Genomic DNA, 16,641 nt, shown 5'->3' on the forward strand with positions numbered 1-16,641 from the left:
GCGGTGGCTCTAGTCGGCGTGTAGTGCGCGCGCGGTGGGGGAGGCCTCCACGCGCCGTGAGTCCGGATAGGTGCCGAGCACCCGGTCAGCGGTACCCGATGTGGTGACGGTGAACCAGTAGTGCTCGTTCTTGTAGTGGTGCAGCCGGTGGTTGCGCCAGATCGCGCGGTACAGCCGCGAGCGGGGCCGGTAGTCGCTGTGGATGAGGTAGTGCGTCCACTCGTAGCCAAGGCCCAGCAGGCCGACGACGGTCATGAAGGTGAGGCCAAGACCGGTTCGCGGGAAGGCGAACAGTCCGATCGCGACGACGAGCGGCAGGAGCCAGACGTGCACCTGCCACGGGATGAACACGAGCGGCACGTCCCGGGGGTCGACGTGGTGCTCGCGGTGCTTGCGGGACAGCAACGGGTCGATGGTCAGCGGCCCCAGGTGTCGGGGTCGCCAGTGCAGGACGCACACGTGCACGACCCACTCGAAGAACGGGAAGACCGCGACCATGACGAGCGGCGTCCACAGGTCCGACAGTCGCCAGTCCCCGACGACCGCCCGTGCCGTCGCGGCACCGGCCAGGGTGACGGCGATCAGCCACGGCGACGGGTGCCACCAGAAGGCGCGCGCCGCCTCGCCGAGGCCGATCGACCGCCGCTTGGCCTCGTCCGCCCGTAGCCGGTCCCGCGCCAACCTGTCGACGTCGCCCGGAGTCACGCCGCCCCCTCGCCCGCTGCGTGGCGCCGCAACGCTCCGCAGGCTCCGCTCCTGCGGCGCCCTCCGCATGCGAGGTGCCGTCCTGAAGGTTGATGGTTCGCTCCGCAAGCTCCGCTCACTACGACATCTCCTCCAGCCGCTTGATCGCGTCCAGGAGAGCGTTGGTCGCGGGTGCGAGGAGGTCCTCGGCGGCGCGGCGTGCCCCCTCCGCGTTACCGGCGACGATGGCGTCGGCGAGCGCGCGGTACACCTCGAACTGACCGACCTCGGCCTCCATCATGTGGGCGAGCGCGGCCAGCGCGGGCTCGTAGGAGGCGCGCAAACTGTTGAACATCAAGCGGAACACGATGGAGTCGGCGCCGTCGACGATGTGGTCCCAGAAGACGAGCGCGTGCCGCTGACGTGCGACCGGATCGTCGTCGACCTCGAGCGCGGTGACGGACTCCCGTAACGCGCCGCCGATCCGCGCGCCCGCTCGTTCGGCGGCGAGGGCGGCCACCTTGGGGCCGATCAACAGGCGTGCCTCGAGCACGCTGCGCGCGACGCCGGGATCCAGTTCGCCGCGGGGTAGGAGGAGTCGGGGCAGGAGGTCGAGGCTGGCGTGCCGGCGGAAGTCCCGGACCGTGGTCGCGTCGCCCTGTCGCACCTCGACGAGTCCCGCCTGCGCGACCCGCTGGAGGGCCTCGCGCACCGCCGGTCTCGAGACACCGAGGACCTCGGCGAGTTTTCTCTCGCTCGGCAGGGACTCGCCGGGCGCGAACTCACCGCTGACGACGTCGTCAATGATCTGGTCGAAAACCTCATCCGGCACCGAGCGCCGGGCAACGGGTTGCAGTGCCATATCGAAATTGTTACCCGTTCGCCACATAGAGGTCAAGTGGTCATACCACCAATGGATACACTGCCTCAGCTGTCACACGTGAGATGTCGCTCCTCGGTTCTATCGCTCAGTGCGCGTGGTCGAGCTTCCTGGCGGCCATGCCGCGCAACAACGTCATCACCGCGCTCGTCACCGACTCCGAGTCCGTCGACGCGTGGGCGAACAGCGCGCGGTAGTGCACGAGCGCTCCCAACAGGTCGACCGCCAGGTCGCGGTCGAGGTCCGCGCGCAGGTCACCGCGCGCCTTGGCCCGGTCCACCATCTCGCCGACCGCGTTCCGCGCCGGCTCGAACAGGGTGCGCATGAAGGCCGTCCGCAGTCCCGGCTGGCCGGTGCAGTCGGTGAGCAGGGCCCCGAGCACACCGGGCGGCACGCGCCGGAAAACCGTCACGAACACGGTGATGCCCCCGATGAGATCGCAGATCACGCATCCGCTGTCCGGCACTCGCGTGGTGTTCGTGCCGAGCCGTCGGCCGAGCGCGTCGAGCACGAGGTGCTGGCGGGTCCGCCACCGCCGGTAGATCGCGGGCTTCGTGGTGCCGGCGCGCCTCGCCACCTCCTCGAGCGTCAGGCGCGCATACCCGACCTGCGTCAACAGCTCGACCGTGGCGTCACGCACGGCGTCGTCGATGAGGGGGTCGCGGGGCCGGCCGGTCCGCTCCATTCGCCGCACTCTAGTTACGTCCCGGCACGGAACGGAACACCAATGGACCATTCGCTCGAACACCTTGGCGCGCCAACGGGACTCGCCTCACCCAGTCGGGCTAGAGTTCGAAACGTGTCCGTCGTCCGCGCAGAAAGACTCGTGAACCTGGTGCTGTGCCTGTTGTCCACGCGCCAGTACCTGCCCGCCGAGAGCATTCGCAAGATTGTTCCCGGCTACAACGACGCGCCCAGTGACGACGCGTTCTTCCGCATGTTCGAACGGGACAAGACCGAGCTGCGTGAGCTCGGCATCCCGTTGGAAACCGGGCGCAACTGGTCCTTCGACAAGGTCGACGGCTACCGCATCGCGCGGCGCGACTACGAGCTCGGCGACATCGAGTTGGAGCCAGACGAGGCGGCCGCCGTCGCGCTGGCGGTCCGTCTGTGGGACTCCCCGGAGCTGACCGGCGCGGCGCACGGCGCGCTGCTGAAGCTTCGCGCTGCCGGGGTGGAGGTCGACCAGGGCGTGCCGGCGGTCGTCGAGCCGAAGGTCCGCACCACCGAGCCGGCCTTCGGCCCACTGCTCGCCGCGGTGCAGGCCGGTCAGGCGGTCAGCTTCGACTACCGCCGGCCGTCCCCGGCCGAGTTACGCGGTCGCACGCTCGAACCGTGGGGTGTGGTGTCGTGGCGGGGCCGCTGGTACGTGGTCGGACACGACCGCGACCGCAAGGCCCCACGCTGCTTCCGGCTGTCGCGCATCGTCGGCGAGGTGCGGTTGTTGGGCCGGCCCGGCACGGTCCGCCGTCCCGAGGACGTCGACCTGTTGAAGTTCGTCGCCAGCACCAGCAACGAACCCGTCGAGACGTCGACCGTGCGACTGTGGCTCGCCAAGCAGCGGGCCGCCGGCCTGCGCAGACGGGCGACGGTCGTCGAGGAACGCCAGTTCGACGGCGAGCCGGGCGACATCGTCGAGCTCGAGGTGCTGCACACCGACTCGGCGGCGAGCTGGATCGCCGGCTACGGTGCGGACGCCGTGGTCCTCGAACCGGACGTGCTGCGCAAGTCCGTGCACGAGAGGCTGTTGGCGGCGGCGGAGGAGGTGACGTGAACGCGGTGAACACCTCAGGAGAGCGCCTGCCGCGGCTGCTCGCGCTGGTGCCGTACCTCATCGCCCGCCCCGGCATCGCGGTCGACGAGGCAGCGGCCGACTTCGGCGTCAGCGCCAAGCAGCTTCGCAAGGACCTCGAGCTGCTGTGGATGTGCGGCCTGCCCGGCTACGGCCCCGGCGACCTGATCGACCTGTCGTTCGAGGGCGGCACGGTGTCGGTCAACTTCGACGCGGGCATGAGCCGCCCACTGCGCCTGACAGGCGCCGAGGCGACGGCCCTTCTGGTCGCGTTGCGCACACTGCTCGACGCCCCGGGCGTGGCCGACGCCGACGCCGTCCGCCGCGCGGTCGCCAAGGTCGAGGCGGCGGCCGGCCAGGCACAACCACCGGCCGTGGCCGTGGGCCTCGGCGTCGTCGAGGGCGAGGCGACGGCCCGCGCCCGCGAGGTGGTCCAGTCCGCCCTGCGCGCGAACCGGGCACTGCGCATGACGTACTACACGGCGTCGAAGGACGAGATCACCGAACGCACCGTGGACCCGATGCGCATGCTGATCGTCGAGGGCCGCGCCTACCTGGAGGCATGGTGCCGCAGAGCGGAGGGCGTACGCCTGTTCCGCATGGACCGCATCGACGACGTCACCGCACTGGACGAGCCGGCGGCCCCGCCGCCGTACGCCGAACAGACCGACACCACCGCCGGCCTGTTCCACCCGCAACCCGACCAGCCGGTGGCCCAACTGGTCCTGGCCCCGGACGCCCGCTGGGTCTCGGAGTACTACCCGATGGAGGAGGTGGCCGAACTGCCCGATGGCCGGTTGCGCGTGTGGATGCGATACGCGGACCTGTCCTGGATGGTGCGCCTGCTGTTGGGGCTCGGTGGGGAGGTCGTGGTCGAGTCACCGGAGGTGTTGGTGTCCGCTCTGCGGTCGCGCGCTTTGGGGGCTTTGGCTCGGTATCGGTGAAGTTTCGTTTTGCCGGGGCCGGGGCCGGGGCCGGGGCTGGGGCCGGGGCTGGGGCCTGGCCGGTGGGCCGGGGGCCGTGGGCCGGTTGGGGCCGGGGGGCCGGGGGAGTGTGGGGCGCGGGTTTGGGCTGCTGGGGGCGTATGGCAGGGCGGTTAGAGCTGTGTGGGGTTGGTGTGCGGCGGGCTTCATGGGTCGCTTCGGCTGGCCGGGCACTTCGCGTCCGGCCAGCTTTCGTTGGGTTCGACACGTGCCCGACCAGTCATCCTGTCGAGGTAGTGCGACCCCGCGTCCGCGATCGAGTAGGTACCCGTGCGCCAACCTGTGAGCCGGCTATCAGCGGATGTGTGGTTCCTGTGAAGTGGGTGACTGGGCATCCCACCGCCACCACACGCCCACTACGGTAGAAACCGTGATGTCGTACCTGCCGACCTTGATCGTGGTCGTCGTGGGATTGGTGTTGCTCGTTGTCGTGTTCGCGCGGCTGCGGCGGCATGTTCGTGGCTTCAACCAAGCCGCGGACGCCGTGCGCGCGAACATCGATTATGAGACCGGCACTCTCAGGGCGCGGTTGGCCGCGCTGCGGGTGGCGATGAAGGAGACCCGGGCACGGGTGAAACACGCTCCGGCTGTCGTACCATCGAACGGCCGGGGGAGACAGGAGGAAGACCGTGGGTAACCTGGGTGTGCCCGAGCTGCTGATCATTGCCGGGGTGATCATTCTGCTCTTCGGAGCCAGGAAGCTCCCCGAGATGGCTCGTTCGCTCGGCAAGTCCGCCAAGGCCTTCAAGGAAGAGACGAAGGGCCTGCGCGGCGAGGACGAAGACAAGGACAAGCCCGCCGCCCAGCAGCCGGTCCAGCAGCAGCTTCCCCAGGCTCAGCCGCCGACCCCGCAGGCACAGCCGCAGACGAACGGCGTCACGCCGCAGTCGGTCGAGCAGCAGAACAAGACCAACTGAGAGAACAGGTCCTGAACGGTGGCGCGCGAATCGCACCGCCGGGACGACCGCCAAGAGAAGAAGAAGATTCGTAGCCGTCGGCACAACCCCGACGGCACGATGACCCTTCGGGACCACCTGTACGAGTTGCGTCACCGGCTTGCGCTTGCTCTGCTTGCCCTGCTGGTCGGCTGCATCGGCGGCTTCCTGTGGTTCGCGTGGCGGATCGGCCCGATCCCATCACTCGGCAGCTTGCTGACCGGGCCCTACTGTGCTCTGCCGTCCCCGCCTCGGATCGAGTTCGAGGACGGCGTGTGCCAGCTGATGCAGACCAAGCCGTTCGAGGCGTTCCTCGTCCAGTTCAAGGTGGGACTCGCCGCCGGGGCGGTCGTGACCAGCCCGTTCTGGCTCTACCAGATCTGGGCGTTCATCACCCCCGGCCTGTACGAGAACGAGCGCAAGTTCACCCGCATCTTCGTGATGCTCGCGTCGGTCCTGTTCGCCGGCGGCGCGGTGCTCGCCTACTACGTCGTCCCCAAGGGACTGGCGGTGCTGGTCAGCTTCGGTGGTGACCAGTTCGGGACCGCGCTGGCGGCCAACGACTACATCTCGTTCGTCCTGGTGATGCTGCTGATCTTCGGCGTCAGTTTCGAGCTGCCGCTGGTGGTCACGATGCTGAACCGGATCGGCGTCCTGCCCTACCGCAACCTCAAGAAGTGGCGTCGCGGCATCATCTTCATGCTGTTCGTGTTCGCTGCGATCGCCACGCCCGGCACCGACCCGATCGGCATGCTCGCCCTCTCCGGGGCCATGACCGTCCTGTTCGAGGTCGCCGTGCAGATCGCCCGGATCCACGACCGGAAGAAGGACCGCGAGGCCGTCGCCGACGGGTGGGGCGACCATCCCGAGGACTACGACTTCGACGAGCCGGCGAAGCCGGACAAGGTCAACACCGACGACGTGACCTGACCGTGAAAGCCGCCATGGTCGTGCACCCCGCGTCCGGGCTCGGCCGGGCCGGTCGGATCGCGGGCACGGTCGCCGACCGGCTGCGGACCGTCGTGGACGACCTCGTCACCGTCGAGGCCAGCACGGTCGAGGAGTCGCGCCGCCTCATGAACGAGGCCGGGCACCTCGACCTGCTGGTCGTGGTCGGCGGCGACGGTTCGGCCCACCAGGGTGTCCAGTTCTGCGCGGACACGGGAACGGCACTCGCCGTCGTTCCCGCCGGCACCGGCAACGACCTCGCACGGACCCTCGCCGGCGCCCCGCGGGAACCGCTCGACGCCACCGATGCCCTGGTCAAGGCCATCAAGGACGGCACCACCACCAGCATCGACCTCGGGCGCGTCGAAGGCGGTCCGTGGTTCGCCGGTGTGCTGTGCGCGGGATTCGACTCCGCGGTCAACGAGCGGGCCAACCGGATGCGCTGGCCGTCCGGGTCCCGCCGCTACGACCTCGCGATCCTCGGCGAGCTGGCCCGGCTCAAACCCGGTCGCCTGACCGTCCGGCAGGACAGCGGCAGCACCGAACTGGACGCCACCCAGATCGCCGTCGGCAACATCCCGTACTACGGCGGCGGCATCCCCATCTGCCCGACCGCAGACCCCGCCGACGGCCTGCTGGACGTCACCCTCGTGCGCCGCGCCAGCCGGTTCGACCTGGTCAAGATGCTGCCTGGTCTGCGCACCGGCAACCACGTACACCACGAGATGGTCACCACCTCCCGCACGAGGACGATCCGCCTCGGCGAGGCAAACGGGTGGGTCGCCTACGCGGACGGCGAGCGCATCGGTCCTCTTCCGGTCGAGGTGACCTGCGTCCCCAACGCACTGAAGGTTGTCGGTCGGGCCACGTGACCCAAGAGGCATGTGACAACCTGAACACGTGGCTGCCAGCCCTTCTCCGTCGCCCGCCGAGTCCTACGCGGCCTCCCGCCAGCGCGTGAGCTACCCCCAGCTGACCGAGTTCACCGCCGTGCTCTCGTTCACGCTCGACCCGTTCCAGCAGCAGGCCTGCGCCGCCCTCGAGGACGGGCACGGCGTGCTCGTCTGCGCGCCCACCGGCGCCGGCAAGACCGTGGTGGGCGAGTTCGCCGTGCACCTCGCGCTCGCCCAAGGGCAGAAGTGCTTCTACACGACGCCCATCAAGGCGCTGTCGAACCAGAAGTACGCCGACCTGGTCGAACGGTACGGGCCGGAGCAGGTCGGCCTGCTCACGGGCGACACGTCGGTCAACGGCAACGCGCCCGTGGTCGTCATGACCACCGAGGTCCTCCGCAACATGCTGTACGCGGGCTCCTCGACGCTCGACGGCCTCGGCTATGTGGTGATGGACGAGGTGCACTACCTGGCCGATCGCTTCCGCGGGGCGGTGTGGGAGGAGGTCATCCTCCACCTGCCCGAGTCGGTGCGCCTGATCAGCCTGTCGGCCACCGTCAGCAACGCCGAGGAGTTCGGCGACTGGCTCGTCGAGGTCCGCGGCGACACGACCGTCGTGGTCGACGAGCACCGGCCCGTCCCGCTGTGGCAGCACATGCTGGTCAACAACCGGATGCTCGACCTGTTCGCCGGCGAGGGCCCGGACGGTGACTCCCGCATCAACCCGGAACTGTTGCGCCGCACCGAGAACGAGAACCGCCCGGCCGTCACCTGGGGGCCACGTAACGGGCGGGGCCGGCGCGTGCCGCGCGGTCCTCGCTTCCGGCCGCCGTCCCGCATCGACGTGATCACCCGGCTCGACTCGGCCGGGCTGCTGCCGTCGATCGTGTTCGTGTTCAGCCGCGTCGGCTGCGACGCCGCCGTCAGCCAGTGCGTGCGTTCCGGCGTGCGGCTGAACAGCGAGTCCGAGGTCGCCGAGATCCGCCAGATCATCGACACCCGAACGAAGGACCTCAACGACGCCGACCTGCGGGTCCTCGGCTACTGGGAGTGGCGCGAGGCGCTCGAGCGCGGGTTCGCGAGCCACCACGCGGGCCTGTTGCCGGCGTTCAAGGAGACCGTCGAGGAGCTGTTCGTCCGCGGCCTGGTGAAGGTGGTGTTCGCGACCGAGACACTCGCGCTCGGTATCAACATGCCGGCGCGGACGGTCGTGCTGGAACGGTTGGTCAAGTACAACGGCGAGGCCCACGTGGAGCTGACGCCGGGGGAGTACACGCAGCTCACCGGCCGTGCCGGGCGGCGCGGCATCGACGTGGAGGGGCACGCGGTCGTCATCTGGCAGCCCGGTGTCGACCCGCGGCAGGTGGGTGGGCTCGCGTCGACCCGCACCTACCCGCTGCGCTCGTCGTTTCGGCCCGGCTACAACATGGCGGTCAACCTGGTCGAGCGGCTCGGTGCCAGGGAGGCGCGCGAGATGCTGGAGCAGTCGTTCGCCCAGTTCCAGGCCGACCGCGGGGTCGTCGGGCTCGCGCGGCGGATCGAACGCAACCGCGAGGCGCTCGCGGGCTACACCGAGTCGATGACCTGCCACCTCGGCGACTTCACCGAGTACGCGCAGCTGCGCGCGAAGCTGAACGAACGCGAGAAGGCGTTGTCCCGCAAGAACACCGCGGCACGGCGCGCCGACGCGGCCAAGTCGCTCGAAGCGTTGCGCAAGGGCGACGTGATCGCCGTGCCGTCCGGGCGGCGGGCCGGGCTCGCGATCGTCGTCGACCCGGGACTTGACCCGTCCGGCGACGCCAGGCCGCTCGTGATCACCGAAGACCGCTGGGCCGGCCGGCTTTCCGTGGCCGACTTCCCTCACCCGGTCGAGGCACTCGGCCGGGTGAAACTGCCCAAGCAGGTCGACCTGCGCTCGCCGAAGTCCCGCAGGGACCTCGCGTCGACGCTGCGGAACACGGGCATCGAGGTGCCGCGCAACCGGCGGCAGGGTGGGAACGGCGCCGGTGACGACGCCGAGATCGCCGCGCTGCGCCGGGCACTGCGCAACCACCCCTGCCATGGCTGCGCGGACCGCGAGACACATGCCCGCTGGGCCGAGCGGCATCGCCGACTCACCGCAGAGACCCAGCAGCTGGAGCAGAAGGTCGCCGCGCAGACCCACTCGTTGGCCCGCGCGTTCGACCGGATCCGCAAGCTGCTGACCGAACGCGGCTACCTCGAGGCCAGCGCGGACGGCGTCGACACGGTCACCGACCACGGCAGGAGACTCGCCCGGCTGTACAGCGAGTCGGACCTGCTCGCGGCCGAATGCCTGCGGCACGGCGTGTGGGACCAGCTGCCGCCGCCGGAGCTGGCGGCGGTCGTGTCGTCGCTGGTGTACGAGGCACGCAGGGACGGTCCGAGCGAGGCCAGGGTGCCGGAAGGCCTGATCAGCGACGCGCTGACCGAGACCGCCCGGCTGTGGGCGTCGCTGGAGGCGGACGAGCGGCGGCACAAGCTGGAACGCACCCGCCAGCCGGACGCCGGCTTCGCGTGGACGGTGTTCCGGTGGGCACGCGGAGAGTCACTGGAACGGGTGATGACGGCCGCGGAATCGGCGGGTAGCGAGTTCTCCGCGGGCGACTTCGTTCGCTGGTGCCGCCAGGTCATCGACCTGCTGGAGCAACTCCGGGACGTCGTCGGCTCGGGCGCTCCGGTTGGTGCGGCGGCGAAAGAAGCCGTGAAGGCCATGCGCCGAGGTGTCGTGGCTCTGGGGACGGCATAACGACCTTCGACCATTAGCGTGCCGGACCACACGAGATACCCATGTCCCGCTATGGTTTGATCGCGCGCAGGCACGACCTCGATAAGGCGGAGGCGAACAATGACCAGCCCCTACGGGCCGCCCGGTGGGAACGACCCGCAGCAGCAGTGGGGACAGCAGCCCTACGGCGGCGGCGGTGGGCCCGCCCCCGGCACGCCGTCGGGCGGGATGCCCGCGCCCGGTGGCTACCCGCAGCCTGGTCAGCAGCAGCCGTACGGCGGGTACGGCCAGCAGCCGCAGCAGCCTCAGCCGACGCAGCAGTACGGTCAGCCGCAGTACGGCCAGCAGCCCCAGTACGGTCAACAACCTCAGTACGGTCAGCAGCCGTCGGGTGAGTTCCCGAGCCCCTACCAGCATCCGTACCAGCAACAGCAGCAGCCCAAGAAGGGCGGCGGCGCGTGGATCTGGATCGTGATGGTCGTCGTGGTGCTCGGGGTCGCCGCGTTCCTCGTGCTCGGGCTGGTCACCCCGGGCTTCCTGAACACGAAGGTGTTCGACCAGAACGCGTTGCAGGGCGACAACGGCGTGAAGAGCATCCTGGTCGACGAGTACAAGATGGAGAACGTCGAGTCGGTCACCTGCCCCGCCGACCAGGAAGTCAAGGCGGGCAACAAGTTCGAGTGCACGGTCAAGATCGGCGGCGAGGAGCCGAAGGAGATGACCGTGCAGATCACCGTCACGAGCGACGACGGCAAGTACCAGGTCGCCCTGCCGGAGGAGAAGTAGCGCCACCGGCGGGATGACCTCCCGCCGGTTGCCTTCCGTACACTGAAGAGGACAAATCAGACGTCCCCGTTACGGAGAGGAACTTCGTGCGCTTCCGACTTCCCGTCGTCCTTGTCTCTGTCCTCGTGCTTTCGGCCTGCTCCGAGCTGCCGGAAGTGCCCGAGGTGCCTGACGTCGAGGTACCGGACATGCAGACGCTGGAGAGCCTGAGCGAGGGCGCGTTGGAAGGCGCGGACGGCATCAGGAAGTACCTGGCCGACCAGTACCAGCTGACGGACGTCGCCAGCGTCGACTGCCCGCCGACCCCGTCGCTGAGCTGGGAGAAGGGCGCCTCGTTCGAGTGCGCGGTCGTCATCGGCGGCGAGCAGCGCACGGTCGACGTGAGCGTCCTCAACGAGACCGGCGGCATCCAGGTCAGCGAGCCGAGGTAACCCGCCCCGGCAGCACAATTCGGTCGCGCTGAGCCGGTTCGGTGGGCATGATTCTGCCGGTGACCCAGACACTGCTGCCCACTGAGCTCACGTTCCGCGGGGTTTCCGAGGACCAGTTGCGCGGCGCCAACGACCTCTTCCGCGCCGCACTGCACACCGAGCCGGCGTCCGACAAGTTCTGGGGTGTGCTGAAAAACGCCTATCTCGCCGATCGCACGTTCGGCGCTTTCGACGGTGACCGCCAGGTCGGCACGGCCATGTCGTTCCCGTCGAGCCTGACCGTGCCCGGCGGTGAGATCCTGCCCGCCGCCGGGGTCACCTACGTCGGGGTCCGCTCCGACTACCGCCGGCGCGGTGCGCTCACCGGCATGATGCGGATCCAGCTCGAGGACTGCGCCGCCCGCGGCGACGTGTTCGCGATCCTGCACGCCTCGGAACCGGTGATCTACGGCCGGTTCGGCTACGGCGTCGCCACCGTGGCGCGGACCGTCCGGGTGCACTCGCCGAAGACCGCCCTGCGTCCCGAGGTTCCCGTCGCCGGCACCGTCCGCCTGCTGGACTCCGACGAGATCGTGCCGACGTTGAAGGCCGCCTACCCGTCGATCCAGCCGACGCGGACCGGTCTCATGGGTCGCTCGGCCCAGTGGTGGACGATCGTCTACGAACGCCGCCTGGTGGACCAGTACCTGCTGGTCGCCGCTCATGTCACGCCGGCGGGCGACGTCGACGGCTGGGTCGCGTACGAGCCGGCGGACAGCCACTCCGACGACCCGCGCGTCCAACCGGGACTGCGGGTGCTGGACTTCCAGGCGGCCGACCAGGGCGTGGCCAACGACCTGTGGCGCTATCTGCTGGGCGTCGACCTGGTGGACGACATCAACGCGTACTTCCGGCCGGCCGACGACCCGATCGAGGAGATCGTCGTCAACAACCTCGCGGTCCGCAGCGAACGCGACGAGGAGTTGTGGGTCCGGCTCGTCGACGTGCCCGCCGCGCTCGCCGCCCGCACCTACGACATGGCCTCCCCGGTCGTCATCGAGGTCGTGGACGCGTTGCTGCCCGCCAACTCCGGCCGTTACCGAATCGGTCCACAAGGGACGGAACGGACGGCGGACGCGCCCGCGCTGACGATGACCCCGGACGTTCTCGCGATGCTCTACCTCGGCACGTTCCGGGCCAGCACCCTCGCCGGCATCGGGCGGATCACCGTCGCCGACCCGGCCGCGCTGCCGGCGGCCGACCGCCTGTTCGCGGTCGACCGACCGGCCTGGAACGGAAGCCTGTTCTAGGCGGCGTACCGGTCCGCGCGCTCCTGTTTGGACAGCGCACCGATCGCGTGCATCACCTCGTTGGTCACGTTTCGCCGCGCGCGGGCGGAAGCGGGGTCGCCGGTGAACCGCAGCGCCGGTCCGAACTGGACGGTCACGCGGTGCGGGCGGGGAAGCCACTTGCCGACCGGCTGCAGCCGGTCGGTGCCGTGCAGCGCCACGGGAACGACCGGCACGCCGGAGGTCAGAGCCAACCACGCGACGCCCGTGCGGCCCCGGTACAGACGCCCGTCGAGCGAGCGGGTGCCCTCGGGGTAGATGCCGAACACGTTGCCGGCGGCCAGCACGTCCAGAGCGGTGTCGAGAGCCGCCTGCGCCGCACGGTGCTGGCCACGCGCGACCGGAACAGAGCCGGCGGCGGTGAAGAACCAGCGCATGAACAGCCCCCGCGGCCCGCGGCCGGTGAAGTACTCGGCCTTCGCCAGGAACGTGACCCGCCGCGGCGCCGCGAACCGGATGACCACGCTGTCGATGAACGAAAGATGGTTGCTGGCAAGGATGACCGGCCCGTCGGTGGGGACGTGGTCGCGGCCATGGACACGGATCAGGGACACGTCACGACCTGCCCGGCCCAGGAGAGGCCGCCGCCGAAACCCAGCAGCAGCGCGGGCGCGCCGGAGCTGATCTCCCCGCGTGCCACCAGTTTCGCCAGCGCGATCGGGATCGACGCGGCCGAGGTGTTGCCCGACTCGACGACGTCCCGGGCCACGAGCACGTCCGGCACGTCGAGTTGGGCGACGACCGCCTCGATGATCCGCAGGTTCGCCTGGTGGGTGACGATCGCACCGAGGTCCCTCGGCGCGATCCCGGTACGCTCGCACGCCGCCCGCGCGATCGGCGCCAACGTCGTCGTGGCCCACCGGAACACCGTCTGACCGTCCTGCGCGAAGGTGGGGTGCCAGTCGCCGAGGATGCGCACCGCGTTGCCGTGGCTCGGATCCGAGCCCCAGACCACCGGCCCGACGTGTGGTTGTTCGTCGGCGGACAGCACCGCGGCACCCGCGCCGTCGCCCAGGAGCACGCACGTGGTGCGGTCCGTCCAGTCGGTGATGTCGCTCATCTTCTCCGCGCCCACGACGAGCGCGTGCCGGGCGGCCCCGGCGCGGATCGCGTGATCGGCGGTGGCGAGCGCGGTGGTGAAGCCGGCGCAACCGTTGTTGAGGTCGAACGCGGCCGCCCCCGGAATGGCCAATCGCCCCGCGACCTGCGCCGCGATGCTCGGGCAGCGGTCGATGGCCGAACAAGTGGCGACCTGGACGAGTCCGACCGCGCCGGGATCGACACCGGCCGCCGCGAGTGCCTTCCCAGCAGCGGCCACGGCCATGTCGGTGACCGACTCGTCGCGTGCGATGCGCCTGCTGGCGATGCCGGTGCGCCGGCGGATCCATTTGTCGCTGGTGTCGACCATCCGTGCGAGGTCGTCGTTCGTGAGGACGTGTTCGGGTTGGTGGTGGCCCACCCCGGTGATGCGGGATCCGTTCATCGCACTCCTTTAGCGTCCGAACGTTCGGTCGCCAAATGCTACAGTTTCGTTCGTGAGCCCGCGACGGTCAGTTGCCGAGTCCCGCCAGACAAGGGCGGACATCCTGGCGACAGGTGTGCGTGTGGCGTCGACGGAAGGCCTGGAGGGCCTCACGATCGGTCGACTTGCCACAGCGCTGAACATGAGCAAGTCAGGCGTATTGGGCCACTTCGGTTCGAAAGAGGACCTGCAGCTGGCGGTGGTGGACGCGGCGGCGGACATCTTCGCCCGCGAGGTGGCGGACAAGGCTCGCGGCACGGAGCCGGGACTGAAGAAGTTGACGGCGATGTGCGCGGCCTGGGTGTCGTACCTGGAACGCCGCGTCTTCCCGGGCGGCTGCTTCTTCACGGCGGCCGCCGCCGAGTTCGACGACCGCCCCGGCCGAGTCCGCGACGCCATCGCGGGCCTGGCAACGGTGTGGGACCGCGACCTCTACCGCCAGATCCGCACGGCGACCCAGGCCGGCGACCTCCCGCAGGACACGGACGCGGACCAGCTGGTGTTCGAGGTCAGCGGCGTGATCCTGGCACTCAACAACGCACTACAACTGCACCGCGACACGAGGGCCCCGGCCCGCGCCCGCCGCGCCCTCGGCCGGCTGCTGGGCTACCCGATGCTGCTTTTCGCGTGCTTCTTTCGCGTTTCCGCGTCCGCCGCGCACCGGCTCTGACTATGCTGCTCGCCGCGTTGGTCGACACGGAGGGCCGGCATGAGAGACGGGATGACGCACCCTGTGTTGGGTGCGGTCGAGGTCGACGACACGGTGGGACTGAGCTGGCGGGCGAGCGTGGATCTCGCGGGCCGCGAGGTGGACCTGAGCTACGACCCGGGCGACGAGCCGCTGGACGAAAGCCAGGTAGAGACACTGGCCGCGGTCGCCGCACGACTGACGGACCTGGACCGATCGGCCCGCCAGACAATGCTGGCTGACTACGTCGAGGACCTCGAGATCGAGGGAGCGGGCAGCTACCTCCTCCATCACGTGGAGGAACTGGGCGAGGACCAGGTCGCGACGGCGCTGGGCATCGCGACACCGATCAACGCCGAGCGATTCGTGGGCGCCCTTCGACTGGTCCGCGTCGGCGTCGACCCCGACGAGCCGATGGTCCTCGACTACACGATCGACGAGAACCTCACCAACTACGTGATCGCCGTCAGCATCGACACCGAGGGAAACGTCGTCAGCATCAACACGGAGAGCTGACGGGCTGGTCTCTGGTCGGCCGCACGAGTGTCCCATTCGCTCGGACTCGTCGGCGAAAGTTGTCCACAGGCCGCCGCGACCTGGGGTTTTGTCTGTGTCGGTTGGTACGATGGCCTCGGGGTGGCCCCCCGGGTATGGGTGGGGGATGCCTACGCAACCATCTGTGTTGGCGTTGATCATGAAACCGCTCTGGCGATATCGGAGCGTGGAACACGTGTGGTGGTTTCGCGGTCCGACGGCGGGCAGTGCCCGTTTCGGGGACGGTTCAAGCCGGTGGCCGGATGTCACCCTCGGGACCGTTCAGCGTCCTCAAGGGCACCCTCGAGACATCGACCACCCTGCGGGCCGGGTGTCTACGCAACCCCAGAACCGCGAAGACCGTACGGGATAGGCGACAGAGGGCTTCGGTTGCCGCGCAACCCTCCGCGGACGCGGCTCAGGAAGGGCGACCGCCGGAACGATACGGTGCCGTCCTGGTGGTGATCGCCGGATGCGGGCCCGAGGAGGACGACGGGCCCGATCTCTCCCCGTTCGCGGTCAGCCGGGAAGTGCGGCCAGCAGTCGGTCGACAGCCGTGCCCAGGTCCCATTTCTCCTGTAGCTCGCGGACCCGCGTCAGGTCCCGCGGTTCGGAAGGCACGCGGTCGTCTCGGTCCTGGAGCACCTCGGCGTCCAGTGCGACCCGCACCACCAGCGGCGCGGCCGTCACGTAGTCCGCCGCGTCCAACAGCGCCGTGCGGACCCGCAGTGGCACGTCGCTCGGGGTCGTGGCCGCCGCGGCCAGCAGGCCGTCGAGCGACCCGTACTTCGTGATCAGCTTCGCCGCCGTCTTCTCGCCGATGCCCGCCACGCCCGGCAGACCGTCCGACGGGTCTCCGCGCAACAGAGCCATGTCCGCGTATGCCGGCCCTGTGTTCTCCTCCGGCAGGCTGTACTTCGACGCCAGTTCACGAGGCCCGATCACCTCGGCCTTCGCCCAGCCCCTGCCGACGTACACGACGCTCGCCGGCGTCGGCTCCATACGTACGACCTGGAACAGGTCGCGGTCGCCGGTCACCACCTCGACCGGGTCGATCGTCTCGCGATGGACCAGCGTGCCGATCACGTCGTCGGCCTCGTACCCGGATGCCTCCGCCACCGCGAACCCGAACGCGTCCAGCACGTCGAGGATGATCGGCACCTGTGGGGTCAGCGGGTCCGGCACCTCCTCGACGTTGTTCACGGGATCGGCGACCCGGTGCGTCTTGTACGTCGGCAGCGCGTTCACCCGGAACGCCGGCCGCCAGTCCGCGTCCATACACGCCACCAACCGCGACGGGCGGCGCTCCGTCAGGATCCGCGCGATCGTGTCCGTGAACCCGCGCACGGCGTTCACCACGGTGCCGTCCGGCGCGGTCATCGAGTCGGGCAGGGCGTAGTAGGACCGGAAGTACAGGCTCGCCGAGTCCAGCAACACGAGTGGGCCAGTCACGGGGCCAGCCTGCCATGCCACCCCGAGAAGGCAGAATCA

At 69.7% G+C, this 16,641-nt stretch carries 18 protein-coding genes; 12 read left to right on the top strand and 6 right to left on the bottom strand.

Annotated features, from left to right (window positions below; translation table 11 throughout):
• Nucleotides 1–9: 9 nt before the first annotated feature.
• The 3 genes from VF106_RS50110 to VF106_RS50120 all read right to left on the bottom strand — a co-directional run bounded on the left by VF106_RS50110 (nt 10) and on the right by VF106_RS50120 (nt 2,249).
• Entirely contained in the window at nt 10–705 is a 696-nt protein-coding gene (locus VF106_RS50110) for a sterol desaturase family protein (protein ID WP_330847232.1), read from the bottom strand.
• Nucleotides 706–823: 118 nt separating this feature from the next.
• Nucleotides 824–1,546 (bottom strand): FadR/GntR family transcriptional regulator, encoded by a 723-nt coding sequence (locus VF106_RS50115; RefSeq protein WP_330847233.1) that lies wholly within the window; start codon nt 1,544–1,546, stop codon nt 824–826.
• Nucleotides 1,547–1,652: 106 nt separating this feature from the next.
• Nucleotides 1,653–2,249 carry a TetR/AcrR family transcriptional regulator gene (locus tag VF106_RS50120; RefSeq protein ID WP_330847234.1) on the bottom strand — a complete coding sequence of 199 codons (597 nt, stop codon included), beginning with the start codon at nt 2,247–2,249 and terminating at the stop codon, nt 1,653–1,655.
• Nucleotides 2,250–2,363: 114 nt separating this feature from the next.
• Between VF106_RS50120 and VF106_RS50125 the strand changes: the two genes are divergently transcribed.
• From VF106_RS50125 to VF106_RS50170, 10 genes are all read left to right on the top strand, one after another.
• Nucleotides 2,364–3,338: a helix-turn-helix transcriptional regulator gene (locus VF106_RS50125; protein WP_330847235.1), complete on the top strand. Its 975-nt coding sequence runs from the start codon at nt 2,364–2,366 to the stop codon at nt 3,336–3,338.
• 5 nt (nt 3,339–3,343) lie between these two features.
• Complete coding sequence (locus VF106_RS50130) at nt 3,344–4,300, top strand: helix-turn-helix transcriptional regulator (protein ID WP_330847356.1); 957 nt, start codon at nt 3,344–3,346, stop codon at nt 4,298–4,300.
• Nucleotides 4,301–4,712: 412 nt separating this feature from the next.
• Entirely contained in the window at nt 4,713–4,976 is a 264-nt protein-coding gene (locus VF106_RS50135) for a bacteriophage holin (RefSeq protein WP_330847357.1), read from the top strand.
• Entirely contained in the window at nt 4,969–5,256 is a 288-nt protein-coding gene (gene tatA / locus VF106_RS50140) for a Sec-independent protein translocase subunit TatA (protein ID WP_330847237.1), read from the top strand. Before VF106_RS50135 ends, tatA begins: the two co-directional genes overlap by 8 nt.
• Nucleotides 5,257–5,274: 18 nt before the next feature.
• Nucleotides 5,275–6,204 carry a twin-arginine translocase subunit TatC gene (tatC, locus tag VF106_RS50145; RefSeq protein ID WP_330847238.1) on the top strand — a complete coding sequence of 310 codons (930 nt, stop codon included), beginning with the start codon at nt 5,275–5,277 and terminating at the stop codon, nt 6,202–6,204.
• Nucleotides 6,201–7,094: a diacylglycerol/lipid kinase family protein gene (locus VF106_RS50150; RefSeq protein ID WP_330847358.1), complete on the top strand. Its 894-nt coding sequence runs from the start codon at nt 6,201–6,203 to the stop codon at nt 7,092–7,094. Before tatC ends, VF106_RS50150 begins: the two co-directional genes overlap by 4 nt.
• Nucleotides 7,095–7,122: 28 nt before the next feature.
• Nucleotides 7,123–9,882, top strand: a complete 2,760-nt coding sequence (locus VF106_RS50155; RefSeq protein ID WP_330847240.1) for a DEAD/DEAH box helicase — start codon at nt 7,123–7,125, stop codon at nt 9,880–9,882.
• Nucleotides 9,883–9,981: 99 nt separating this feature from the next.
• A complete protein-coding gene (locus VF106_RS50160) occupies nt 9,982–10,647 on the top strand; it encodes a DUF4333 domain-containing protein (protein ID WP_330847241.1) in 666 nt (221 codons plus the stop codon).
• Between the two features lie 86 nt (nt 10,648–10,733).
• Nucleotides 10,734–11,078: a DUF4333 domain-containing protein gene (locus tag VF106_RS50165; RefSeq protein WP_330847242.1), complete on the top strand. Its 345-nt coding sequence runs from the start codon at nt 10,734–10,736 to the stop codon at nt 11,076–11,078.
• 59 nt (nt 11,079–11,137) lie between these two features.
• Entirely contained in the window at nt 11,138–12,367 is a 1,230-nt protein-coding gene (locus VF106_RS50170) for a GNAT family N-acetyltransferase (RefSeq protein WP_330847243.1), read from the top strand.
• Here VF106_RS50170 and VF106_RS50175 read toward each other — a convergent pair.
• Together VF106_RS50175 and VF106_RS50180 are read right to left on the bottom strand one after the other, a co-directional pair.
• Entirely contained in the window at nt 12,364–12,960 is a 597-nt protein-coding gene (locus tag VF106_RS50175) for a lysophospholipid acyltransferase family protein (protein WP_330847244.1), read from the bottom strand. The genes VF106_RS50170 and VF106_RS50175 overlap by 4 nt on opposite strands.
• Entirely contained in the window at nt 12,951–13,889 is a 939-nt protein-coding gene (locus tag VF106_RS50180) for a beta-ketoacyl-ACP synthase III (RefSeq protein WP_330847245.1), read from the bottom strand. The genes VF106_RS50175 and VF106_RS50180 overlap by 10 nt, the downstream gene beginning before the upstream one ends.
• Before the next feature lie 52 nt (nt 13,890–13,941).
• On the opposite strand from VF106_RS50180, the gene VF106_RS50185 reads away from it, so the two are divergent.
• Both VF106_RS50185 and VF106_RS50190 read left to right on the top strand, forming a co-directional pair.
• Nucleotides 13,942–14,598, top strand: a complete 657-nt coding sequence (locus VF106_RS50185) for a TetR/AcrR family transcriptional regulator (RefSeq protein WP_330847246.1) — start codon at nt 13,942–13,944, stop codon at nt 14,596–14,598.
• 39 nt (nt 14,599–14,637) lie between these two features.
• Nucleotides 14,638–15,132, top strand: a complete 495-nt coding sequence (locus tag VF106_RS50190) for a DUF2004 domain-containing protein (RefSeq protein ID WP_330847247.1) — start codon at nt 14,638–14,640, stop codon at nt 15,130–15,132.
• 537 nt (nt 15,133–15,669) lie between these two features.
• Here VF106_RS50190 and VF106_RS50195 read toward each other — a convergent pair.
• Nucleotides 15,670–16,602: a 5'-3' exonuclease gene (locus VF106_RS50195; protein ID WP_330847248.1), complete on the bottom strand. Its 933-nt coding sequence runs from the start codon at nt 16,600–16,602 to the stop codon at nt 15,670–15,672.
• Nucleotides 16,603–16,641: the final 39 nt, after the last annotated feature.

Origin of the sequence: Actinophytocola sp., from assembly GCF_036378875.1 — a bacterium.
Classification (GTDB): Bacteria; Actinomycetota; Actinomycetes; order Mycobacteriales; family Pseudonocardiaceae; genus Actinophytocola.